This is a genomic window from Paraburkholderia sp. AV2, from assembly GCF_054968425.1.
This window is the reverse complement of sequence record NZ_JBANLK010000002.1, coordinates 74167-98622: the sequence shown is the minus strand read 5'-3', so window position 1 is coordinate 98622 and position 24456 is coordinate 74167. Positions and strand designations below refer to the sequence as shown.

General features: G+C 64.6%; 17 protein-coding genes. 6 read left to right on the top strand and 11 right to left on the bottom strand.

Features of this window, described 5'->3' with window-relative positions; genetic code table 11:
* Window positions 1-213 precede the first annotated feature (213 nt).
* Both V8683_RS02185 and V8683_RS02180 read left to right on the top strand, forming a co-directional pair.
* Window positions 214-1902 carry a ShlB/FhaC/HecB family hemolysin secretion/activation protein gene (locus V8683_RS02185; protein ID WP_411189200.1) on the top strand — a complete coding sequence of 563 codons (1689 nt, stop codon included), beginning with the start codon at window positions 214-216 and terminating at the stop codon, window positions 1900-1902.
* Between the two features lie 148 nt (window positions 1903-2050).
* On the top strand, window positions 2051-2536 hold the full coding sequence (locus V8683_RS02180) for a DUF2147 domain-containing protein (RefSeq protein ID WP_411189199.1): 486 nt from the start codon (window positions 2051-2053) through the stop codon (window positions 2534-2536).
* A gap of 146 nt (window positions 2537-2682) precedes the next feature.
* Here V8683_RS02180 and V8683_RS02175 read toward each other — a convergent pair whose 3' ends face one another.
* From V8683_RS02175 to typA, 6 genes are all read right to left on the bottom strand, one after another.
* A complete protein-coding gene (locus V8683_RS02175; RefSeq protein WP_411189198.1) occupies window positions 2683-3132 on the bottom strand; it encodes a transposase in 450 nt (149 codons plus the stop codon).
* 133 nt (window positions 3133-3265) lie between these two features.
* A complete protein-coding gene (gene zapE / locus V8683_RS02170) occupies window positions 3266-4363 on the bottom strand; it encodes a cell division protein ZapE (RefSeq protein WP_411189197.1) in 1098 nt (365 codons plus the stop codon).
* A gap of 116 nt (window positions 4364-4479) precedes the next feature.
* On the bottom strand, window positions 4480-5910 hold the full coding sequence (gene lpdA / locus V8683_RS02165; protein ID WP_411189196.1) for a dihydrolipoyl dehydrogenase: 1431 nt from the start codon (window positions 5908-5910) through the stop codon (window positions 4480-4482).
* 101 nt (window positions 5911-6011) lie between these two features.
* Window positions 6012-7274, bottom strand: a complete 1263-nt coding sequence (gene odhB / locus V8683_RS02160; RefSeq protein WP_411189195.1) for a 2-oxoglutarate dehydrogenase complex dihydrolipoyllysine-residue succinyltransferase — start codon at window positions 7272-7274, stop codon at window positions 6012-6014.
* A 107-nt stretch (window positions 7275-7381) separates the two neighbouring features.
* Window positions 7382-10246 carry a 2-oxoglutarate dehydrogenase E1 component gene (locus tag V8683_RS02155; protein ID WP_411189194.1) on the bottom strand — a complete coding sequence of 955 codons (2865 nt, stop codon included), beginning with the start codon at window positions 10244-10246 and terminating at the stop codon, window positions 7382-7384.
* Between the two features lie 348 nt (window positions 10247-10594).
* A complete protein-coding gene (gene typA / locus V8683_RS02150; RefSeq protein ID WP_411189193.1) occupies window positions 10595-12421 on the bottom strand; it encodes a translational GTPase TypA in 1827 nt (608 codons plus the stop codon).
* Window positions 12422-12784: 363 nt separating this feature from the next.
* On the opposite strand from typA, the gene V8683_RS02145 reads away from it, so the two are divergent.
* The 4 genes from V8683_RS02145 to V8683_RS02130 all read left to right on the top strand — a co-directional run bounded on the left by V8683_RS02145 (window position 12785) and on the right by V8683_RS02130 (window position 17870).
* Window positions 12785-13276 (top strand): MarR family winged helix-turn-helix transcriptional regulator, encoded by a 492-nt coding sequence (locus V8683_RS02145; RefSeq protein WP_411189192.1) that lies wholly within the window; start codon window positions 12785-12787, stop codon window positions 13274-13276.
* 86 nt (window positions 13277-13362) lie between these two features.
* Complete coding sequence (locus tag V8683_RS02140; RefSeq protein ID WP_411189191.1) at window positions 13363-14946, top strand: efflux transporter outer membrane subunit; 1584 nt, start codon at window positions 13363-13365, stop codon at window positions 14944-14946.
* 79 nt (window positions 14947-15025) lie between these two features.
* On the top strand, window positions 15026-16276 hold the full coding sequence (locus tag V8683_RS02135) for an EmrA/EmrK family multidrug efflux transporter periplasmic adaptor subunit (RefSeq protein ID WP_411189190.1): 1251 nt from the start codon (window positions 15026-15028) through the stop codon (window positions 16274-16276).
* Window positions 16277-16304: 28 nt separating this feature from the next.
* A complete protein-coding gene (locus V8683_RS02130) occupies window positions 16305-17870 on the top strand; it encodes a DHA2 family efflux MFS transporter permease subunit (protein WP_411189189.1) in 1566 nt (521 codons plus the stop codon).
* Between the two features lie 54 nt (window positions 17871-17924).
* Here the strand turns inward: V8683_RS02130 and truB are convergent, their stop codons facing one another.
* The 5 genes from truB to rimP all read right to left on the bottom strand — a co-directional run bounded on the left by truB (window position 17925) and on the right by rimP (window position 24408).
* Window positions 17925-18890, bottom strand: a complete 966-nt coding sequence (truB, locus tag V8683_RS02125) for a tRNA pseudouridine(55) synthase TruB (protein WP_411189188.1) — start codon at window positions 18888-18890, stop codon at window positions 17925-17927.
* A 10-nt stretch (window positions 18891-18900) separates the two neighbouring features.
* Window positions 18901-19269, bottom strand: a complete 369-nt coding sequence (gene rbfA / locus V8683_RS02120) for a 30S ribosome-binding factor RbfA (protein WP_411189187.1) — start codon at window positions 19267-19269, stop codon at window positions 18901-18903.
* A gap of 80 nt (window positions 19270-19349) precedes the next feature.
* Entirely contained in the window at window positions 19350-22325 is a 2976-nt protein-coding gene (gene infB / locus V8683_RS02115) for a translation initiation factor IF-2 (protein ID WP_411189186.1), read from the bottom strand.
* A 152-nt stretch (window positions 22326-22477) separates the two neighbouring features.
* Complete coding sequence (nusA, locus tag V8683_RS02110; RefSeq protein WP_411189185.1) at window positions 22478-23953, bottom strand: transcription termination factor NusA; 1476 nt, start codon at window positions 23951-23953, stop codon at window positions 22478-22480.
* The gene (gene rimP / locus V8683_RS02105) at window positions 23950-24408 is read right to left on the bottom strand and encodes a ribosome maturation factor RimP (RefSeq protein WP_411189184.1); all 459 of its coding nucleotides are present in this window, start codon (window positions 24406-24408) and stop codon (window positions 23950-23952) included. Before rimP ends, nusA begins: the two co-directional genes overlap by 4 nt.
* Window positions 24409-24456 lie beyond the last annotated feature (48 nt).

Sequence of the window (24456 nt, the reverse complement as noted above, 5' to 3'; positions counted from 1 at the left end):
CGCGACATTCGGACCGGAAAGTTGCGCGCGCACAGCCTGGCAGGAACGTAGTCGCAAGACCGCAGGAATAAAAACACAGGCGTCAGGGAGCCACAGACCGCCCACGAAGGCGGCACAAAGAGACGGCACGCGTCGGACACAAACAATCAACGACGCGTGCCGCCCGATAAGCTAGAGGGCAGTGAAATGAGAGGCGCAGTTGCAGGATGGGTCATGCTCGCCGCTGCGGGGGCGGCGGCGAGCAGCCTTACGGGGGTTGCAGTCGCGCAGAGCCGGCCGGCGCCGGGCGGAAACCCGCTCGGCGGGAATCCGCTCGACGCGCTGCCGCAGGTCAACGCGCCGCAAAAGGCGCCGAACGTGACCGTGAACGTGCAGCAGCAGACGCCGCAATTGCAGCAGTTGCTCGCCACGCATCTCACGCCCACGACGTTCAAGGTCGAGGGCGTGAAGTCGATCCCGTTCGACGAGGTCGCTCAACGCTTCGCACCCCTTGCGAATCACGACATCACGATCGGCAAGCTGATCGAGACGGCGAACGGCGTGACGAAGCTGTATCAGTCGCGTGGCTATGCGCTCTCGTTCGCGTTCATACCTGCACAGGACTTCGCCAATGGCGTCGTGCGCATCGTGGTCGTGGAGGGCTACGTGGCCGACGTGAAGATCACCGGCAAGCCCGGTGCGCTGGAAGGCAAGATCCGGGCGATCGCGGCGCATATCGTCGATGACCGGCCGCTGCGCACGGCCACGTTCCAGCGCTACATCAACGTGCTCGGCTTGTTGCCCGGCCTCAAGGTCTCGGCCAACGTGCCGCCGCCCAGCAATACCGACGGCGCGACGACGCTCGAACTCGATACGCAGCACAAGTCCGTCGATTTCAGCGCCGGCGTAAACACCAATCAGCCCGGCGTTCAGGGCCTTCTCACCGCCAGCGAAAACGGGCTCACGCCGTTCGGCGAGCAACTGAGCATCTCCGCACTGATGCCAAGGGGTCCTGACCACATCACCTACATTGCGGCACATGCGGCGGTGCCGGTGGGAAGCGACGGCCTCACGGCCAAAGTGGATGCCTCGCACTATCGCGGCAACCCGACCGACAATCCGGGCCTGCCCTCCTATGTCGAACGCACGGTCATCAGCGACAAGCTGACGGGCTCGCTCTCGTATCCGATGCTGCTGAACAACACGCGCAGCCTGATCGGCACGGCGAGCGTCTATGCGACCCACGACGAGGACGACTATCACAACACGATCAACGGCGCCCAGTATGGCGAACGCTCCCAGGTTCGCGTGCTGCAACTGCAGGCCGACTATACCGACGTGCAGCCGGGCCAGGTGCGCAAGGCGAGCTTCAACGTGGCAAAGGCCTTCGACGTGCTCGGCGCGTCGAAGTCGGTAGACACGAACATACCGGGGCTCGTGGTGCAGAACCCCGTCTCGCTGAACTTCGTGCGCACCGACGCCACGGTGTCGCAAACCAACGACTGGCCGCTCGGCTTCGGCACGGCGGTGGCGGCCACGGGCCAATACAGCCCGGTGACGCTGCCCACGTCCGAGGAGATCGCCTTCGGCGCACAGCATTTTGCGCAAGGCTACGAGCCCGGCGAAGCATCGGGCGATTCGGGCTGGGGCTTCTCCTTCGAAGTGAACCATCCGTTCAGGCCCGCCTACATGTGGCTGCAGACGATCACGCCCTATGTCTCGTTCGACATGGCGCGCGTCTATCTGCATGCGGGCACGCCCGCGCCGTCAAGGCTTTCGTCGGCGTCGATCGGCTTCCGGATATCGGACGGCAAGTACTACACGCTCGACCTCTCGGTGGCCAAAGCGCTCGCGGATGCGCCCGTGGAGAGCGCATCGCGCAGTCCGCGCGTCAACGCGACATTCTCGTATCAGTTGAACTGATCTGGACAACCGCGCGCTCGGGCGACTAGAGGCCCTCCTCTCCTACGAACGCCGCGCTTTCGCGTATCCTGCCCTACACCGGCGTGCGCGCTGGCAAGGCGCACGCACGGTCTGCACGATCACGACAATCATCAGTGGAGGACGACACATGAACCGGATCACCGGACGCACCCTTGCATTCGCCGCACGCGCGGCGACCCAGCTCGCGCTGGCGAGCACCCTTTTCGGCGGCGCGATGGCCGCTCATGCACAGAGCGACACACCGGTGGGCGTGTGGCAGACCATCGACGATCACACGGGGCAGCCGAAGGCGCTCGTCCAGATCAGCGACGACGGTAGCGGCGACCTCAGCGGCAAAGTCATCAAGGGGCTCGGTCCGGCTGACAAGCCGGACCGCCGCTGTACCGAATGCACCGACGCACGCAAGGACCAGCTCATTCTCGGCATGACGATTATCGATGGCATGAAAAAGAGCGACGACGGCTGGGACAACGGCCACATTCTCGACCCGGAAAACGGCAAGGTATATCGCTGCAAGATGCATCTGGAAGACGGCGGGCAGAAGCTCGTGGTGCGCGGCTATCTTGGCATCTCGCTGCTGGGCCGCTCGCAGACGTGGGTTCGCCAGCAATGAGCGCCGATCTGGCAGTAGATGGCACTACCAGGCAATTGACCAGGTAATCGGGTGTTTACGGATGTGCGGCTCGAATGTGGGCCAGACAAATGCGAGGGGCGCGGTCCCATCTTGATGGACCGCGCCCCGGCCCATGGACAACATGCTCAGGCCGTCTGGCGATACAGGGCTCGCTGGTAGGAGAAAGGCTGCGCCGCATCGGGCGACGGCGCGAACGGCGAGGTCTTCGGCAGCAACGCGGGCGGCGGGTCGCGACGCGCGAGCTTGTCTGCACGGCTCAGATGCTTGCGCATGCGCATCTCGATCGTGTCGCACAGCGTCACGCCTTCTTCGCCGAACAGTTCCCCCATCACGCGCCTGAGCACGCCGTTATCGTGCCAGGTCTTGAAGCGCCGGTGGCAGGTTTGATACGAAGGGTAGCGGCGCGGCATGGCCGACCACGTAGCGCCGCTGTACATCACCCAGAGCACGCCGTTGAGCACCGCACGCGTGTTGGCCAGCGGCCGCCCGCGCAGCTCGGTGCGCGGGCGCAGTTCAGGCAGCAGCGGCATGACGCGGCGCCATTCTTCCTCGGTAATATCGCGATAGGGGGTCATGGTCCTCTCCTTTGTCCGTAACGTTCCAGACAAACGATAGGGACTTGCCCCAGCGGCGACTATCGGATGAGTCCGAATCTTGAAAAGGCTGCCGCGACGTCTTTTCGCGATGGCGAACGAGACGGAACAGCGCTCAGGTCAGGCTCGTATCGACGATGCGGCGCGGCGTTTCGAGATACTCCTTCGACTGCATCTCGACGATGCGCGAGACCGTGCGCGTAAATTCGTTCGCCATCGGGCCTTCGACATACAACTCTTCGGGTGGCACCGCCGCCGACATCAGCAGCTTCACCTTGTGGTCGTAGAACACGTCGATGAGCCACGTGAAGCGGCGCGCTTCGGACTGCATGCGCGGCGTCATCTGCGGCACGCCGGAAAGGATCACCGCGTGGAAACGGCTCGCCAGCTCCAGATAATCGTTCTGCGAGCGCGGGCCGCCGCACAGCGTCGCGAAATCGAACCAGACCACGCCATCGGCCTTGCGCAAGGCCTTCAGCTCGCGTTTTTCGATATGCAGGATCGGGCTCTCGTCGGGCACCGCCGCGAGCTGCGCGAACGAGTGGCGCAACGCGCGGTCGGCTTCGGCACCGAGCGGCGTGTGATAGACCTCGACCTGGGCGAGCGTGCGCTGCCGGTAGTCGACGCCGGCATCGACGTTCAGGACATCCAATTTTTCCTTGATGAGCTCGATCGCGGGCAGCATGCGGTCGCGGTGCAGGCCGTCGGGGTACAGCAGATCGGGATCGTAGTTGGAAGTCATCACGAACTGCACGCCGTTCTTGAACAACCCATCGAGCAGCCGATAAAGAATCATCGCGTCGGCGATGTCCGAGACATGGAATTCGTCGAAGCAGATCAGGCGATAGCGCTTCGCAATGCGGCGCGCGAGTTCGTCGAGCGGATCGGCCTGACCCTTCAGTTCTTCGAGCTCGCGGTGCACTTCGCGCATGAACTCGTGAAAGTGCAGGCGCGTCTTGCGCTGCAGCGGCACGACCGCATAGAAGCTGTCCATCAGGAAGCTCTTGCCGCGCCCCACGCCGCCCCACATGTAGACGCCGCGCGGCAGGTCCGGGTGAATCAGGAATTTCTTGATCGCATTCGAGCGACGCGACTTGTATTCGACCCATTCGTCGTAGCACCGCTGCAGCCGGTCGATCGCGGCGCGCTGGGCCGTATCGGGCTGGTATCCCCGCTTCTGCAGTTCGTTTTCGTAGTATTCGGTGACGTTCATTTTCTGGGCCGCAAATGAGGAAAGGCGGGGGAGCTAACGCCCACCCGCCTCCGTACGTGATGCTGGTACTGCGAAGCAGGGCAGCCACCAGACAGCGGCCGCCCTGCCCTTGGCGCTTACATGTTCAGCGCGCGCTTGTCGGTGGCGAGCGCGGCTTCGCGCATGACTTCGGACAGCGACGGGTGCGGATGGCAGATGCGGCCGATGTCTTCGGCAGCGGCCTTGAATTCCATCGCCACCACGGCTTCCGCGATCAGGTCCGATGCGTTCGCCGAGATGATGTGCACGCCGAGCAGCTCGTCGGTCTTCGCGTCGGCGATCATCTTCACAAAGCCGTCGGCCTTGTTGATGCCGAGCGCGCGGCCGTTCGCCATGAACGGGAACTGGCCCGTCTTGATGTCGCGGCCTTCGGCCTTGAGCTGCTGTTCCGTCTTGCCGACCCATGCGATTTCCGGCTCGGTGTAGATCACCCACGGAATGCAGTTGTAGTCGATGTGCGGCTTCTGGCCGTCGATGATCTCGGCCACCAGCACGCCTTCGTCTTCGGCCTTGTGCGCGAGCATCGGACCACGCACCACGTCGCCGATCGCGTAGACGTTCGGCAGCGCCGTGCGGCAGTGGTCGTCGATGTCGATGAAGCCGCGCTCGTTGGCCTTCAGACAAATCGCTTCGAGACCGAGGTTGTCGGTGTTCGGCACGCGGCCGACCGAAACGATCAGGCGGTCGGCTTCGAGCACCTGCGCGTTGCCGTCCTTGTCGGTGTAGTTGATGGTGACATTCTTGTCCGTCGCCTTCACTTCACCCACCTTCACGCCAACGTGAATGTCGAGGCCCTGCTTCTTGAAGAGCTTCGCGGCTTCCTTCGACAAAGCCTGGTCGGCGGCGCCGAGGAATTCCGGCAGCGCTTCGAGCACGGTCACTTCCGCGCCCAGACGGCGCCACACCGAGCCCAGTTCCAGACCGATCACGCCGGCGCCGATCACGGCCAGCTTCTTCGGTACCGTGTCGAACGAGAGCGCGCCTTCGTTGTCGGCGACGATCTTGTTGTCGACCGGAATGCCCGGCAGATGGCGCGCCTTCGAGCCCGTCGCGATGATGACGTTCTTCGCCGTCACGACTTCAGTCTCGCCTTCGCCGCTCACTTCGATCTGCACGCCAGCGTCGGTCTTGCCGGTGAACTTGCCGTGGCCCTTGAGCCACGTGATCTTGTTCTTGCGGAACAGGAACTCGATACCCTTCGTCATCTTCTCGACGATGGCTTCCTTGCGGCCCAGCATCTTCGCAACGTCGATGCTCACGTCGCCCACGTTGATGCCGTGGTCGGCCAGGTGGTGCTGCGCGTTCTCGAACTCTTCGGACGAGGCAAGCAGCGCCTTCGACGGAATGCAGCCCACGTTCAGGCAGGTGCCGCCGAGCTTCAGCGTGCCGGCCGGGTTCTTCCACTTCTCGATACACGCAACCGACTTGCCGAGCTGCGCGGCGCGGATCGCCGCGATATAGCCGCCGGGGCCGGCGCCGATCACGACGACGTCAAATTCTTTGGACATGGTCATCCTTTCGATACGTGAGCGCCACGCGCGGACCCCGGCTTCCGGAATCCGCGCGCATGGCACTCAGCGTGAGACTTGATACTTGATGAGATCGGCTTTTACAGGTCGAGCAGCAGACGAGCCGGATCTTCCAGCGCATCCTTCATCGCGACCAGCGACAGGACGGCTTCGCGGCCGTCGATGATGCGGTGGTCGTACGACATCGCGAGGTAGTTCATGGGACGGATCACGATCTGGCCGTTCTCGACCACCGCGCGTTCCTTCGTCGCGTGCACGCCGAGGATCGCCGACTGCGGCGGGTTGATGATCGGGGTCGAGAGCATCGAGCCGAACACGCCGCCGTTCGAGATCGAGAACGTACCGCCCGTCATTTCCTCGATCGAGAGCTTGCCGTCCTTGGCCTTCTGGCCGAATTCGGCGATCTTCTTCTCGATGTCGGCGAGGCTCATCTGGTCGGCGTTGCGCAGGATCGGCACCACCAGACCGCGCGGCGAGCCGACGGCGATACCGATGTCGAAGTAGCCGTGATAGACGATGTCGTTACCGTCGATCGACGCGTTCACGAGCGGGAACTTCTTCAGCGCGTGAACCGCCGCCTTCACGAAGAACGACATGAAGCCGAGCTTCACGCCATGTTCCTTCTCGAACTTGTCCTTGTACTTGTTGCGCAGATCCATGACCGGCGCCATGTTCACTTCGTTGAACGTCGTGAGGATGGCGTTGGTTTGCTGCGACTCCAGCAGACGCTCGGCGATACGCGCACGCAGACGCGACATCGGCACGCGCTGTTCCGGACGGTCGTTCAGCCAGTTCGCGGCCGATGCCGGCGCGTTGACTTGCGGCAGCGAGGGCTTCGCGGCAGCCGGCTTCGCAGCCGCGGGAGCCGCAGCCGGAGCAGCCTTCGGCGCGCCTGCGCCGAGCACGTCCTGCTTCGTGATGCGGCCGTCGCGACCCGTGCCGCCGACATCCGCGCCCGTGAGACCCTTCTCGGCCATCAGCTTCCCGGCGGCGGGCGAAGCAATCGTGCTGCTCGAAGCCGTTGCGGCGACGGCCGGCGCGGCGACGGCAGCAGCGGCAGGTGCCGCAGCCGGCGCGGCGGCGGGCGCGGCGCCAGCCTTGGCTTCCGTATCGATCTTCGCGATCACCTGATCGGCGACGACGGTGTCGCCGTCGTTGGCGACGATCTCGGCCAGCACGCCGGCCGACGGCGCGGGCACTTCGAGAACAACCTTATCCGTTTCCAGTTCGATGAGGATTTCGTCCTGGGCAACAGCCTCGCCCGGCTTCTTCTTCCACTGGAGCATCGTGGCTTCCGAAACCGACTCCGAAAGCTGCGGGACCTTGACTTCAACAATAGCCATGTGATTTTCCTGAATACGTATCTGTAACGAACCGGGGTCGCGCACCTGAGCGCGGGAAAGCGCGCTTTAACGAGGCACGCTTTCCCGGTTCGATTTGCTCTTTGTGCTTACTTCGCGACCTGCGCGCCTTTCAGGCGGCCGAACGCACCCTCGATCAGCGACTTCTGCTGCTCGTAGTGCTTCGCGTAGTAGCCGACGGCCGGCGAGGCGGAAGCGGGACGGCCGCTGTACGCGAGCTTCTGCCCTTCCTTCATGCCTTCCTTCAGGTGGTGCTCGATGTAGAACCACGGGCCCTGATTCTGCGGCTCGTCCTGCACCCAGACCACTTCCGTCGCGTTGTCGTACTTCTTCAGCTCCGCTTCGAACTGCTTGTGCGCGAACGGATAGAGCTGCTCGACACGGACGATCGCGACGTCGTTCGCCTTCGCTTCGCGGCGATGCGCGATCAGGTCGTAGTAGACACGGCCCGAGCAGGCCAGCACGCGCTTGACCTTCTTCGGATCGATCGACTCGTCCACTTCGCCGATCACCGGCTGGAACGAACCCTTCGCGAGCTCCGAGAGATCCGACACGGCTTCCTTGTGACGCAGCAGCGACTTCGGCGTGAAGACGACGAGCGGCTTGCGGAAAAGGCGAATCATCTGGCGGCGCAGCAGATGGAAGATCTGCGCCGGCGTGGTCGGCTGCACGACCTGCATGTTGTGCTCGGCGCACAGTTGCAGGAAGCGCTCGATACGCGCCGACGAGTGCTCCGGACCCTGGCCTTCATAGCCGTGCGGCAGCAGCATCGTGAGACCCGAAACGCGGCCCCACTTCACTTCGCCCGACGAGATGAACTGGTCGATCACAACCTGCGCGCCGTTCACGAAGTCGCCGAACTGGCCTTCCCACGCGACGAGCGTATTCGGCTCGGCGGTCGAGTAGCCGTATTCGAAACCGAGCACGGCTTCTTCGGACAGCACCGAGTCGATCACCGTGAACTTCGCCTGACCTTCGGCGATGTTCTGCAGCGGGATGTACGTGCCGTCGTTCCAGCGCTCGCGGTTCTGGTCGTGCAGCACCGCATGGCGGTGCGTGAACGTGCCGCGGCCCGAATCCTGGCCGGTCAGGCGGACCGAGTAGCCCGAAGCGACCAGCGAAGCGTACGCGAGGTGCTCGCCCATGCCCCAGTCGAGCTTCGCTTCGCCCTTGCCCATCGCGCGGCGGTCGTTGATGACGCGCTCGACGAGCGGGTGAACCTTGAAGTTCTCCGGGATCGTCGTGATGCGCTCGCCGAGGCGCTTGAGTTCCGCGAGCGGCACGGCCGTGTCGGCGGCATCGGTCCACTTGCGGTTCAGGAACGGCACCCAGTCGACCGCGTACTTGCTCTTGTAGTTCGAGAGCACCGGGTCGATGGTGTGGTTGCCTTCGTCCATCGCGGCGCGGTACGCCTTGACGTAGTTGTCGCCGTCTTCCGCCGTGATCACGCCCTGCTGCACGAGCTTCTCGGCGTACAGCGCACGGGTGCCCGGGTGCTGCGCGATCTTCTTGTACATGAGCGGCTGCGTGACCGCCGGCGTGTCCTGCTCGTTGTGGCCCAGCTTGCGGAAGCAGACGATGTCGACCACGACGTCCTTGTGGAACTGCATGCGGAAGTCGATGGCGATCTGCGTGGCGAGCACGACGGCTTCGGGATCGTCGCCGTTCACGTGCAGCACCGGCGCCTCGATCATCTTGACCACGTCGGTACAGTAGAGCGTCGAGCGCGCATCGCGCGGGTCCGACGTCGTGAAGCCGATCTGGTTGTTGATGACGATGTGCAGCGTGCCGTGCGTGCCGTAACCGCGCGTTTGCGCGAGATTCAGCGTTTCCATCACGACGCCCTGGCCCGCGAAGGCCGCGTCGCCGTGGATCTGCACCGGCAGCACCTGCAGGCCGTCTTCGTCGCCGCGGCGGTCCATACGGGCCTTCGCCGAGCCTTCCACGACCGGGTTGACGATTTCGAGGTGCGACGGGTTGAACGCGAGCGAGAGGTGGACCGGGCCGCCTTCGGTGGCCATGTCCGACGAGAAGCCCTTGTGGTACTTCACGTCGCCGGCCGGCAGGTCGTCCACGTGCTTGCCTTCGAATTCGGCGAAGAGGTCGGCCGGCATCTTGCCGAGCGTGTTGACCAGCACGTTCAGGCGGCCGCGGTGGGCCATGCCGATGATGATTTCCTGCACGCCCGCAGCGCCCGCGTGACGGACGACTTCGTCCATCGAGGCGATAAAGCTTTCGCCGCCTTCGAGCGAGAAGCGCTTCTGGCCGACGTACTTGGTGTGCAGGAAGCGCTCGAGGCCTTCGGCGGCCGTCAGGCGCTGCAGGATGTGCTTCTTCTTGTCAGCGGAAAAGTTCGGGGTCGAGCGGATCGATTCGAGCTTTTCCTTCCACCAGCGCTTCTGCTCCGGGTCGCTGAGGTACATGTATTCGGCGCCGATCGTGCCGCAATACGTGTCGCGCAGCGCCTTGACGATCTCGCGCAGCGACGCGCGCTCGAAACCGAAGTACAGGTTCGTCGCGCTGAACGTCTGGTCCATGTCGGCTTCGGTGAAGTCGTAGAACGCAGGCTCGAGTTCGGGGATGGCCGGGCGCTCGCGGCGCTTCAGCGGATCGAGATTGGCCCATTGCGAGCCGAGGAAGCGGTAGGCGCCAATCAGGGACTGAACGTAAACCTGCTTGCGGGCCGTGGCGAGGTCTTCGCCGCCGCCGCGCGGAATGAAGGCGTTGGCCTTGGCGCGCTGGGCAAACGACTCGACGATGGGGCCGTGGGCCACGTCGCTGTCGGCCGTGCCGGTCGACGACGGCACGTTTTGCAGCGCGTCAAAGTATTCGCGCCACGTATCCGGAACGGATGCAGGGTTGTCAAGATATGCTTCGTATAACTCTTCGACATACGGAGCATTGCCGCCGAACAAATAGGAGTTCAGCTGGAATTGCTTCATCGTTTCCGACATTTACGCTCACCTTTCTTCGAGTTTCTCGAGAAATAGCGGGTTACTCAACCTTCCGCGCCACGGCCTGACCGTTTAGCGGATTGCGAATCAAGTCTGCTTGGAAGGACCTAAAACAGCATCCGCGGAGGATATCACAGAACGGATACTCTCCATAGAATGCAATGTGGCACAACACCACACGCAAACCCTTTCTAGACGGGCTTTTGCGGGGTTTGCAACACTCTCTTCCCGCACCGCAGGACAATGGGTCGGCCCCATGGGCCGCCGCATGCAAAAAGGCCGCCCTGACAGCGGCGGCCTTTTTGTTTACCTCAGTGCATTGCGGTGCGCGAAATCTTCGAACGAGACTTATTCGGCAGCGCCTTCACGGCTTGCGCGGCGGCGCTCGTGCTCCTTCAGGTGACGCTTGCGCAGGCGGATCGATTGCGGCGTCACTTCCACGAGCTCGTCGTCGTCGATGAATTCGACGGCGTATTCGAGCGACATCTGGATCGGCGGGACGAGGCGCACGGCTTCGTCGGTGCCCGAGGCGCGCACGTTGGTGAGCTGCTTGCCCTTGATCGGGTTCACGACGAGGTCGTTGTCGCGGCTGTGAATGCCGATGATCATGCCTTCGTACAACGCGTCGCCCGGCTTCACGAACATGCGGCCGCGATCCTGCAGCTTCCACAGCGCGTAGGCAACGGCGGCGCCGTCGTCCTGCGAGATCAGCACGCCGTTGCGGCGCTCGCCGAGCGAGCCTTCGCGGACCGGACCGTATTCGTCGAACACGTGGCTCATGAGGCCCGTGCCGCGCGTGAGCGTCATGAACTCGCCCTGAAAGCCGATCAGGCCGCGCGCCGGAATCTTGTACTCCAGACGCGTGCGGCCGCGGCTGTCCGAGGCCATGTCGAGCATTTCGCCCTTGCGGCGGCCCAGCTCCTCCATCACGCCGCCCTGGTGGGCGTCTTCGACATCCACCGTCAGGAGTTCGTACGGCTCGTGCTTCACGCCGTCGACTTCGTGCAGCACCACGCGCGGACGCGACACGGCCAGCTCGTAGCCTTCGCGGCGCATGTTTTCGATCAGGATCGTGAGGTGCAGCTCGCCGCGGCCCGACACTTCGAACGTGGTTTCGTCGCCGGTGTCCTTCACGCGCAGCGCGACGTTGTGGTTCAGCTCCTTCGTGAGACGGTCGCGAATCTGGCGGCTCGTCACGAACTTGCCTTCGCGGCCGGCGAGCGGCGACGAGTTCACGAGGAAGTTCATCGTGAGCGTGGGCTCGTCCACCGTGATCATCGGCAGCGCTTCGGGGGTGTCGACCGCGCAGATGGTCGCGCCGATGCCGATGTCTTCAATGCCGTTGATCAGCACGATGTCGCCGGCTTCGGCCGATTCGACCTGCACGCGCTCGAGGCCGCTGAACGACAGCACCTGGTTGATCTTGCGGTTCATCACGTCGCCTTCCGGGCCGAAGCGCAGCGCCACCGGCTGACCCGGCTTGATGCGGCCGCGCTTGATGCGGCCCACGCCGATACGGCCGACGTAGGTCGAGTAGTCGAGCGACGTGATCTGGAGCTGGAGCGGACCTTCCGGGTCGGCGTCGCGCACCGGCACGTGTTCGAGGATCGCCTCGAACAGCGGGCGCATGTCGCCTTCGCGCGCATCGGCGGAGAGCGACGCATAGCCGTTCAGGCCCGAGGCGTAGACCACCGGGAAGTCGAGCTGCTCTTCGGTCGCGCCGAGCTTGTCGAACAGGTCGAAGGTCTGGTTGATCACCCAGTCGATACGGGCGCCCGGACGGTCGATCTTGTTGACGACCACGATCGGCTTCAGACCCAGCGCGAGCGCTTTCTTGGTCACGAAGCGCGTTTGCGGCATCGGGCCTTCCACGGCGTCGACGAGCAGCAGCACCGAGTCGACCATCGAGAGCACGCGCTCCACTTCGCCGCCGAAGTCGGCGTGGCCCGGGGTGTCGACGATGTTGATATGGGTGCCTTCGTACTCGACCGCGCAGTTCTTCGCGAGAATCGTGATCCCGCGCTCTTTTTCGATGTCGTTCGAGTCCATGACGCGTTCGGCGACCTGCTGGTTGTCGCGGAAGGTGCCGGACTGGCGCAGCAGTTGGTCGACGAGCGTGGTCTTGCCGTGGTCGACGTGGGCAATGATGGCGATGTTGCGAAGGGCGCGGGACATAGGAACCTGGCTACACAGTTGAGTGCGCGTCTCTCTCGTGTGTTTCCGTGCTCGCCCGCCACCGATAACCGATAACCGATAGCCGGCAGTACAACCGGCGGTGACAGGGCACGTGAGAAAAGCGCACTTTTGGGAACCTGAAATTATAGCACGCGGGAATGACATACCCCCTGGCTGTCTTGCGCAATGTAACCGGAACACGCGGAACACACGTGCGGGCCGGAATTTTCCCACACGGCTGCGCCCGGATTAAGACCCTGGCCAGCAAAGGTTATTCAGCAAACGGAGAATTGACGCTTGCCGCGTCAACTATCTGCGGCCTATAATCCCTGCCTGATCAACCATTGCAGTCGCAGCCGAATCATGACGGACCCGATCCCCGCGCCGCCCGAAGTGCGCAATTACGACTTCGGCGAAAGCGTTGGCTACCTGATCGCCAGAGTGAGATCGACCATGCTGAACATGGTCAACCAGCGCACCGTGGCGGAACTGGGCGTCACGAGCCAGCAGGCGAGCGTGCTGTTCATGGTGGCGAGCGGCAAGTGCGTGCTCGCCGCCGAGCTCGCACGCGAGTACGGCATCGACGCGAGCGCCGTGACCCGGCTAGTGGATCGCCTCGAAAAGCGCGGCCTGCTCGAACGCGTGCGCAGTTCCGAAGACCGGCGCGCCGTGCGGCTCGCCCTCACGCCCGAAGGCCTGGCTATCGCTGTGCGCATGCCGGCGATCTTCACTAGTATCACGGACAAGCTCATGACCGGGCTCTCGCCGGAAGAAGCCGGATTCCTGAAAAGCATGCTGCGGCGGGTACTCGCTAACAGCTGCGATCCGAGCCAGAATCCGCCGGCGAATTCATGACGGGGCAATCAAATTTGAACGCGTCGCACAAGAAAATAGCTGCATCGTCCAGCATCAACACCACTTCTCACGCATCGAGACGAGCAATGAATTCCGAATCCCTCACCCGGGCGGCTCTGATCCGACCGGCGCCGAGCCGGGCCGCCGCGGCCATGGCGGCGGCGCTCGCGGCGCTGGCGCTCGCGGGATGTGCGAACTACGCCGGCATCAAGAGCGACAAGACGCTGGACCAGCCGCAACAGTTCGAGAGTTCGCAGAGCATCCCGGCGCAAGGCGGCCAGTGGCCGACGCTCGACTGGGCGAACCAGTTCGGCGACCCGCAGTTGCCGAAGCTCATCGACGAGGCGCTCGAAGGCAATCCGACCATCGCGCAAGCGCAGGCGCGCATCGCCAAGGCATCGTCGTACATCGAGACTTCGAAGTCCGCGCTCTTCCCGAAGGTCAACGCGAGCTACTCGTGGAACCGCGAGGTCTTCTCGGCCAATTCGCTCTATCCCCCGCCCTACGGCGGTACCTGGTATAGCGAGAACAACGTGCTCGCAAGCGCTTCGTGGGAGCTCGACCTCTGGGGCAAGAACCGCCAGCGCCTCGCCCAGGCGGTGTCCCAGCAGAAGGCCGCCGAGGCCGACATGCAGCAGGCGCGCATCACGCTCGCGGCGTCGGTCGCGCGCACCTACAACCAGCTCGCGCAGCTCTACGCGCAGCGCGACATCGCCGCGCGCGAGATCGGCAACCGCAAGACCATCGGCACGATCACCAACGGGCGCGTGGCGGCGGGCCTCGACACCAACGTCGAGCGCGAGACCGCGAACGGCAACATCGCGACGAGCCAGGCGAATCTCTCGCAGATCGACGGCCAGATCGAAACCGTGCGCTACCAGCTGGGCGCCCTGCTCGGCAAGGGTCCGGACCGCGGCCTGCAGATCGCGCAGCCGGTGCTCAATCCGCTCGCCGACGTCGCGCTGCCCGACAACCTGCCGGCCGACCTCGTCGCGCGCCGTCCGGATATCGTCGCCGCGCGCTGGCAGGTGGAAGCCGAGATGCACGACGTGAAGGAAGCGAAGGCCGAGTTCTACCCCGACGTGAACCTCGCGGCGGGCTTCGGGTTCGATGCGTTCGGCTGGGGCCGATTCCTCAACGTCGCGAGCCGCCAGGCGCAGCTCGGGCCGGCGGTCCATCTGCCGATCTTCGATGCGGGCGCCCTGCGCGCGCAGTTGAAGAGCCGCTACGCCGACTTCGATCTGGACGTGGCCAACTACAACCAGACGCTCATCGGCGCATTCCAGGACGTCGCGACCCAGGTGTCGTCGATCCGCTCGTCGGACCGCCAGCTCGTCGACGCGCAGCACGCGCTCGACGCCTCCACGAAGGCGTACCAGCTCGCCGTGATCCGCTACAAGGCGGGCCTCTCGGAACAGTTGCAGGTGCTCAGCGCCGACCAGAACCGCCTTGTCGCGGAACAGACGGTGACGGACCTGAAGGCGCAGCGGCGCGACGAGCAGATGGCGCTCATCAAGGCGCTCGGCGGCGGCTTCGACGCAACGGACGCGGGCCTGACGCCGCCGGCCGTTGTCGGCAGCGAGGCGAAGGGCCCGAACGGCGCGCCGTGGAGCGGCACGACGGTGCCCGTGCAGCAGCCGGCAACGGCCGCGGCGAGCGCGACGAACTGACCGCACCAAAGGCGCACTGAGCGCAGCAGAACCACACGGCATCGAACGAACAGCAAGAGAGAACCTGGAGATCACTTCCATGAGCACCCCCCAGCAACCGGCGGCCGCCCCGCAGAACTCGAGCAACAGCAAGCGCAAACGCATGATGACGCTGCTCGTCCTCGTGATCGTGATTGCAGCCATTGCCTACGGCCTCTATTACTTCCTCGTCGCGCGCTTCTCCGAGAGCACCGACGACGCCTACGTGAACGGCAACGTCGTGCAGATCACGCCGCAGGTCACCGGCACGGTGATCGCCGTGAACGCGGACGACACCCAGAACGTCAAGATCGGCGACTCGCTCGTCGAACTCGACCCGGCCGACTCGCGCATCGCGCTGCAGCAGGCCGAGGCAAATCTCGCGCAGACGGTACGCCAGGTGCGCGGCCTCTTCGCCGACGACAGCCAGTACGAAGCACAGGTCGCGCAGCGCCAGTCCGACCTCACGCGCGCCCAGCAGGATCTGCGCCGCCGCATGGAAGTCGCGCAGACGGGCGCCGTCTCGCAGGAAGAAATCTCGCACGCCAACGACGCCGTGAAGAGCGCCGAGGCCGCGCTCGAAGCCGCGCAGCAGCAGCTCGCCGCCAACCGCGCGCTCACGGCGAACACGACCGTCTCGTCGCATCCGAACGTGATGGCCGCGGCCGCGAAGGTGCGCGACGCCTACCTCGCGAACGCGCGCAACACACTGCCGGCGCCGGTGACGGGCTATGTGGCCAAGCGTTCGGTGCAGGTGGGCCAGCGCGTCTCGCCGGGCACGCCGCTGATGTCGGTGGTGCCGCTGAACGCCATCTGGGTGGACGCGAACTTCAAGGAAGTGCAGCTCAAGCACATGCGCATCGGCCAGCCGGTCGAGATGACGGCCGACGTGTACGGCTCGTCCGTGGTCTACCACGGCAAGGTGGTGGGCTTCTCGGCGGGCACCGGCTCGGCGTTCTCGCTCCTGCCCGCGCAGAATGCGACGGGCAACTGGATCAAGGTCGTGCAGCGCCTGCCGGTGCGCGTGTCGCTCGATCCGGCCGATCTGCAGAAGCATCCGCTGCGCATTGGTCTTTCCATGCAGGTCGACGTCGACATCAAGGACGATTCGGGTAGCCAGCTCGGCAACGTGCTGAACACCGTCTATCAGACGAATGTGTTCGAAAAGTACGGCGACGAAGCCGATGCCGAGATCGCTCGCATCATCGCGGAAAACGCGGGCAAGAGCGCAGACAACAGTGCAGACAGCGGCAAGGCGACGGTCTCCTCGGCGAACGCACACACGGCAAAGCCGGCCTCGAAGCTGATGTAACGGTCCCCGCACAACAAGAAGTGAATTAATGGCAGAGCAACAAGGCGCAGTCCACCCGCCGCTGCAAGGCGCGCAACTCGTGATCGGCACCATTGCGGTGTCGCTCGCGGTGTTCATGAACGTGCTCGACACCTCGATCGCCAACGTCTCGATCCCGTCGATCTCCGGCGACCTCGGGGTGTCGTCCGACCAGGGCACGTGGGTCATCACGTCGTTCGCCGTGGCCAATGCGATCTCGGTGCCGCTCACGGGCTGGCTCACCGACCGCATCGGCCAGGTGCGCCTCTTCATGGCGTCGATCATCCTCTTCGTGATCTCGTCGTGGATGTGCGGTCTCGCGCCCACGCTGCCCTTCCTGCTCGCCTCGCGCGTGCTGCAGGGCGCCGTGGCCGGCCCGATGATCCCGCTCTCGCAAACGCTCTTGCTCGCGAGCTATCCGCGCGCGAAGGCCCCTATCGCGCTCTCCATGTGGTCCATGACCACGCTGATCGCGCCGGTGGCGGGCCCCATTCTCGGCGGCTGGATCTCCGACAACATCTCGTGGCCGTGGATCTTCTACGTGAACATCCCGGTGGGGATCGTGGCCGCGTTCGCGACGTGGGCGATCTTCCGCCACCGCGACTCGGTCTTGAAGAAGGCGCCGATCGACGGCGTGGGACTCGCGCTTCTCATCGTCTGGGTGGGCTCGCTGCAGGTCATGCTCGACAAGGGCAAGGACCTCGACTGGTTCTCCTCCACCACGGTCGTCGTGCTCGCGCTCACCGCGATCATCGCGTTCGCGTTCTTCGTGGTGTGGGAGCTGACCGAAAAGCACCCCGTCGTCGATCTCTCGCTCTTCGCGCGGCGCAACTTCACGGGCGGCACGATCGCGCTTTCGATCGGTTACGGCCTCTATTTCGGCAATCTCGTACTGCTGCCGCTGTGGCTGCAGACCGACATCGGCTACACCGCAACCAACGCCGGTCTCGTGATGGCGCCGGTGGGCTTCTTCGCGGTCATGCTCTCGCCGATCACGGGCCGCATCCTGCCGCGCACGGACCCGCGCTACATCGCGACGGCGGCGTTCGTGGTGTTCGCGCTGTGCTTCTGGATGCGCTCGCGCTACACGACGGACGTGGACACCTGGGCGCTCACGGTGCCGACCTTGATCCAGGGCATCGGCATGGCGGGGCTCTTCATTCCGCTCGTTTCGATCACGCTCTCGGGCTTGCCCGGCCACCGGATTCCGGCCGCCTCGGGGCTCTCGAATTTCGTGCGGATCATGTGCGGCGGCATCGGCACGTCGATCTTCGAAACCGCATGGGACCACCGCACGACGTTCCACCATGCGCAGTTGACCGAAGTCGCCACGCCGACCAACCCGATCTTCAACCAGTCGATGCAGCAGATGCAGAACGCGGCTGGGCTCGACACGGCCCAGGCGCACGGGCTCTTCGACCGCCTGCTCTCCCAGCAGGCCGCCCAGCTCGGCGTGAACGACCTCTTCTATATTTCGTCGGTGATCTTCATCGTGCTGATCGCGTTGATCTGGATCACGCGGCCCGAACGCGCAGGCGGCGGGGACGCGGGCGCGGCGGCTTCGGCGGCGCACTGACGGACGTAGCGTGCATTAGTCTGGAAAGTGCGGCGGTGCCGCGGCCGTACGGGCTTAAGCCGCGGCGCCACTCACGACGAGGCGCTCCGGCGCAAGCACCCCATTCGCCGCTTTCGCAACGCCCAGCAGGCGGCCGTCGTCACCGTACACACGCACGCGTGCCGCGTTTTCCCACTGGGTGCGATCTCCCGCGAACTCGTGCAACGGCAAACGCTGGCCATGCGTGAAGCGCCGCGACGCCTCTGCGCACAACGTCACGGCAGGGAAAGTGGAAAGCAGCGCATCGACTGGCTGCAGCCAGGCGTCGCGCGCGGCTTCGTCGGCCGTGGCAAGCGTTTCGAGCGTAACGGCCCGCGCAAGCGTCAGCGCGCCCACACCCGTGCGCCGCAGCATCACGAGATGGGCCCCGCAACCCAGCGCCTCGCCGATATCCTCGGCGAGCGTGCGCACATAAGTGCCTTTGCTGCAGGTCACGCGAAACGTCACGTCAGGCAAGGCACAGGCCGCCATCTCGAGCGCAAGGATCGACACCTGGCGACCCTCGCGCTCGACCACCTGGCCCGCGCGCGCATATTCGTAGAGCGGCTTGCCGTCGCGTTTGAGCGCCGAGTACATGGGCGGCACCTGCACGATGTCGCCGACGAAGCGTGCCATCGCCTCGCGCACGGCCGCCTCGTCGCAACGCACTTCGCGTGTGGCGATCGCTTCGCCCTCGGCGTCGCCCGTCGCCGTCCGAATGCCGAGCCGCATCGTCGCTTCGTAGGTCTTGTCGGCGTCGAGCAAGTCCTGCGAGAACTTGGTGGCTTCGCCGAAGCACAGCGGCAGCAGGCCCGAAGCGAGCGGATCGAGCGTGCCGGTATGGCCCGCCTTCTTCACGCGAAAGAGACGTTTCGCGCGGATCAGCGCGTCGTTGCTGGAAAGACCGAGCGGCTTGTCGAGCAGCAGCACGCCGTCGAGCAGGCGTCGCGGCAGCCTGGGCGCCGCCGCCTTGGGCTGCGCCGGATTGGAGGATGCAGTCATGCGCGGGCGCTTACTCGTCCTTGGCGCGCGTCGAATTGGCCTCGTCGATGAGGCGCGACATTTCGACGGCACGCTCGACCGTCTTGTCGTAATGGAAGTGCAGCGTCGGCACGGTATGGATGTGCAGACGCTTGAAAAGCAGATTGTGCAGATGGCCCGCCGCGTGGTTGAGCGCTTCCTGGGTTGCCTGCGGATCGCCCGTGAGCGTCGTGAAGTACACCTTGGCATGCGCGTAATCCGGCGTCAGCTCGACGCTCTGGATCGTCACGAGTCCGATGCGCGGGTCCTTCACCTCGCGCGACACGAGCTCGGACAGATCGCGCTGGATCTGGTCCGCGATCTGCACGTTGCGATTCGGAGAGGCACGTCTTTTGGTCATGATTTATCCACCCTCTTGCAAAAACAAACGGGCGGGGCTGGCCAGCGCCCGCCCCGCCCGCACTGCGTAGCGCCTGAAAGTTACAGGGTACGCGCGACTTCGGTGATCTCGAACACCTCGAACTGATCGCCTTCGACGATGTCGTTGAAGTTCTTGATCGACATACCGCACTCGAAGCCCTGCTTGACTTCCTTGACGTCGTCCTTGAAGCGCTTGAGCGAATCGAGTTCGCCAGTGTGGATGACCACGTTGTTGCGCAGCACGCGCACCGACGAAGAACGCTTGACGATACCGTCCGTGACCATACAGCCGGCCACCGCGCCAACCTTCGGCACCTTGAATACCTGGCGCACCTCGACCATGCCGGTGATGACTTCGCGCTTTTCCGGCGCGAGCATGCCCGACATCGCCGCCTTCACCTCATCCACGGCGTCGTAGATGATGTTGTAGTAGCGGATATCCACACCGTTGGCCTCGGCCAGCTTGCGCGCCTGCGCATCGGCGCGCGTGTTGAAGCCGATGATGACCGCCTTCGATGCCGTCGCGAGGTTGACGTCGTTTTCGCTGATGCCGCCCACCGCGCCGTGCACGATCTGCACGCGCACTTCGCTGGTCGAGAGCTTGAGGAGCGCGTGAACCAGCGCTTCCTGCGAGCCCTGCACGTCGGCCTTGACGATGAGCGGCAGGTTCTGCACTTCGCCTTCGCCCATCTGCTCGAGCATGTTTTCGAGCTTCGCGGCCTGCTGCTTCGCAAGCTTGACGTCGCGGAACTTGCCTTGACGGAACAGCGCGATTTCGCGCGCCTTGCGTTCGTCGGGCAGCACGATGACTTCTTCGCCCGCCGCCGGCACTTCCGACAGACCCTGGATTTCGACCGGAATCGACGGACCCGCTTCCTTCGTCGGCTTGCCCGTCTCGTCGAGCATCGCACGCACGCGGCCATAGGCGCTGCCCGCGAGCACGACGTCGCCGCGGTTCAGCGTACCCGACTGCACGAGGACGGTTGCGACCGGACCCTTACCCTTGTCGAGCTTCGCTTCGATCACGAGACCCTTCGCAGGGGCCACGATCGGCGCCGTCAGTTCGAGCACTTCAGCCTGGAGCAGCACGTTCTCGAGCAGGTCGTCGATACCCGAACCCGTCTTCGCGGAAACCGGCACGAACGGCGAATCGCCGCCGTACTCTTCCGGCACCACGCCTTCCGCAACGAGCTCCTGCTTCACGCGCTCGAGGTTCGCGTCCGGCTTGTCGATCTTGTTGATCGCCACGACGAGCGGCACGCCGCCCGCCTTCGCGTGGGCAATCGCTTCCTTCGTCTGCGGCATCACGCCGTCGTCGGCCGCGACCACGAGAATCACGATGTCGGTCGCCTTCGCACCGCGCGCACGCATGGCCGTGAAGGCCTCGTGACCCGGCGTGTCGAGGAACGTGATGACGCCACGCGGCGTTTCGACGTGGTAAGCGCCGATGTGCTGCGTAATGCCGCCCGCTTCGCCCGCCGCAACCTTCGCGCGGCGGATGTAGTCGAGGAGCGACGTCTTGCCGTGGTCGACGTGACCCATGACGGTGACGACCGGCGGACGCGGCAGTTGCTCGGCGTCCGTCGCGGCTTCCTGACCTTCGACCAGCAGCGCTTCCGGATCGTCGAGCTTCGCGGCAACCGCATGGTGGCCGAGTTCCTCGACGATGATCATCGCCGTTTCCTGGTCGAGCATCTGGTTGATGGTGACCATCTGGCCCATCTTCATCATCACCTTGATGACTTCCGAAGCCTTCACGGACATCTTGTGCGCGAGATCGGCCACCGTGATAGTTTCCGGCACGTGCACTTCACGCACGATCGGCTCGGTCGGCGCCTGGAAGCTCGATGCGCTGTCCTGGTGCTTGCCGCGGCCCTTCGGACCGCCGCGCCAGCCGCGGTCGACGCCGCCGGACGAATCGCCACGCGTTTTGATGCCGCGACGCTTCGCGGCATCGTCCTGCCAGCCGCCCTTGCCGGCGCCCGGCTTCTTGTTGCGGTCGGCGGCGCCCGGTGCGCCCGCATTCGCGTTCGCAGCCGGAGCACCGGCCGCCGCGGCCGGACGCTTCGCCGCAGCGCCCGCGCCACCTGAGCCCCCCCCAGCCGGACGTGCCGGCGCGCCTTCGGGGCGGGCCGGCTTGTGCAGCGTACCTTTCGCTTCGGCGGGCTTGGGCGGCTCCACGGGCTTGGGCGGCTCGGGTGCCTTCACCTGCGCCTTGCGCGGCGTGTTCATCATCTCGCGAATCGCGCGCGCTTCGGCTTCCGCCGCCGCGCGGCGACGAGCGATTTCTTCCTGTTCCTTCTGAGCCTTCTCGGCAGCTTCGCGCGCGGCAACCTCGGCCTTCTGGGCGGCTTCGCGCTGCGCTGCACGCTCGGCGGCAGCGCGTTGTTCTTCCTGCTCGTCGGGCTGCTTCACCTGTGCCTCGGCAGCAGCGGCGCGCTGCGCCTGAACCGCCTGGTCGGCCAGCTCGCGCGCAGCGGCTTCGGCCACCACCTTCTTCTTCGCGGCTTCTTCCTCGGCGCGGCGGCGGTCGGCTTCGGCGGCCTCTTCGCGTGCGCGGCGCTCGGCCTCTTCACGCGCGAGCCGCTCCTGGCGCTCCTTCAGCTCCTGAGCCTGGCGCTCGAGCAACTCGGCCTCGCGGCGCGCTTCTTCCTCGCGGCGCTGCAGCTCCGCCTCTTCGGCGGCAGCGGCTGCGTCGGCTGCATGATTCGATGTCTCCGCCTGATCGGCGGACTCGTCGCGGCGGACGAAAGTGCGCTTCTTGCGCACCTCGACCTGAATGGTACGAGCCTTACCCGTCGAATCGGACTGCTTGATCTCCGACGTATGCCGTTTCGTCAGCGTGATCTTGCGCTTGTCTGCATCAGTCGAGCCGTGAGACTTGCGCAAGTGGTCGAGCAGACGCGCCTTGTCCGTTTCGGACAAGGAGTCGGCTTCGCTCGCTTTAGTGACGCCCGCCGCCTGGAGTTGCTCCAGCAGCACGCCTGCAGGCATCTTCAGTTCCGCGGCAAATTGGGCTACGTTGTTACTCGCCATTCATTCCTCTTAATGCAAGGAGCGGTTCCTTGCGGTTGACATCGGTTCATGCGGCCCCGGCACGCGCTCGAAGGCGGTGCCGGCCGCGATAGGTTCAGTGGGTCATGGTCGGTTCCTGCTCGTTCGCCACCGGCTTCGCACCTGTTGCCAGGTTACTGAAACCAGTGTTCACGTGCCTTCATGATCAACGCTTTCGCGGTGTCTTCTTCCATCCCCGTCATTTCGGTGAGCTCGTCCACGGCCAGCTCGGCAAGCTCGTCGCGGGTATGAATCTCGTGCTGCGCCAGCTTCGCAAGCAGGTCAGCGTCGATGCCGTCCAGGCTCTTCAAGTCCAGCGCGGCGTTTTCCACCTTCTCTTCGTTGGCGATGGCCTGGGTGAGCAGCGCATCGCGTGCGCGGTTGCGCAGCTCGTGCACGGTGTCCTCGTCGAACGCCTCGATCTCGAGCATTTCGTTGAGCGGCACGTAGGCGATCTCTTCGAGGCTCGTGAAGCCTTCGTCGATGAGGATGTCGGCGACTTCTTCGTCAACGTCGAGACGCGCCATGAACAGGTCGCGCAGCACGGTGCGCTCCTGATTCTGCTTCTGCGCACTTTCGTCCGGCGTCATGATGTTGATCTGCCAGCCGGTGAGTTCGCCGGCGAGACGCACGTTCTGGCCGCTGCGGCCAATGGCGACGGCAAGCTCGCCTTCGTCGACGACAACGTCCATCGCGTGCTTTTCCTCGTCGACGACGATGGACTGCACGGCTGCCGGCGCGAGCGCGCCGATCACGAACTGGGCGGGGTCTTCCGACCATAGCACGATGTCTACGTTTTCGCCACCGAGCTCGTTGCGCACGGCCTGCACGCGCGAACCGCGGATGCCGACGCAGGTGCCGATCGGATCGATGCGCTTGTCGTAGGCCACGACGCCGATCTTGGCGCGCACGCCCGGATCGCGCGCAGCGGCCTTGATCTCGAGAAGGCCCTGCTCGATCTCCGGCACTTCCATTTCGAAGAGCTTCATGAGGAACTCGGGCGCCGTGCGCGAGAGCTCGATCTGCGGGCCGCGCGCGGTGCGGTCGACCTTGCCGATCCAGGCGCGCACGCGGTCGCCCACGCGCAGGTTTTCCTTCGGAATCAGTTGGTCGCGGCGCAGGAGTGCTTCGACACGGCCCGACTCGACGATGAAGTTGCCCTTGTCCATGCGCTTGACCGTGCCGGTCATGATGCTTTCGCCGCGCTCGAGGAAATCGTTGAGGATCTGCTCGCGCTCGGCGTCGCGCACCTTCTGCAGGATCACCTGCTTGGCGGCCTGCGCGCCGATGCGGCCGAACTCGACCGAAGGCACCGGCTGCTCGATGAAGTCGTCGATCTGCGCGTCGGGCTTCTGCTCGCGCGCTTCGAACAGCAGGATCTCCTGATCCGGCTCCTGCAGGCCCGCTTCGTCGGGCACGACGCGCCAGCGGCGGAACGTCTCGTGCTCGCCGCTTTCGCGGTCGATCTGCACGCGGATGTCCGCATCTTCGTCGAAGAGTTTCTTGGAGGCGGACGCCAGCGCCGCTTCAAGGGCGGCAAACACCACGTCCTTGTCGACATTCTTCTCGCGTGCCAGCGCGTCCACCAGCATCAACACTTCGCGACTCATTGTTTGCGGCTCCTAAAGTCAACTTTGGGGATAAGGCGTGCCTTGTCGATGTCCGCGAGCGTGAAATCCAGCATCGCGGGCCCTGCCTTCCCTTCGAATTCCAGACCGATGGTCTCGCCTTCGGGCGCATGCACGATGCCCCGGTACGATTTCCGTCCGTCCAATGGCTTTTTCAACGTGATAACCGCCTCGCTGCCTGCGAAGCGTTCGAAGTCCGCCAGCTTCTTCAGCGGACGGTCGAGACCGGGCGACGAAACCTCGAGCCGCTCGTAGTCGATGTTCTCGACGGTCAGAACGTGCTGCAGCTGACGCGTGACCTTCTCGCAATCCTCGATCGCGATCCCCGCGGGCTGATCGATATAGATCGTCAGCATGCCGCGCCCGGTGCGCTCGAGATCGACCAGCTCGTAACCGAGCCCGGTGACCGTGGTTTCAATCAGTTCCGTCAGTTGCACTATGCCTACTCCAGATATTCGCGCAGCAGGCCAGCAACTTCCCGAGAT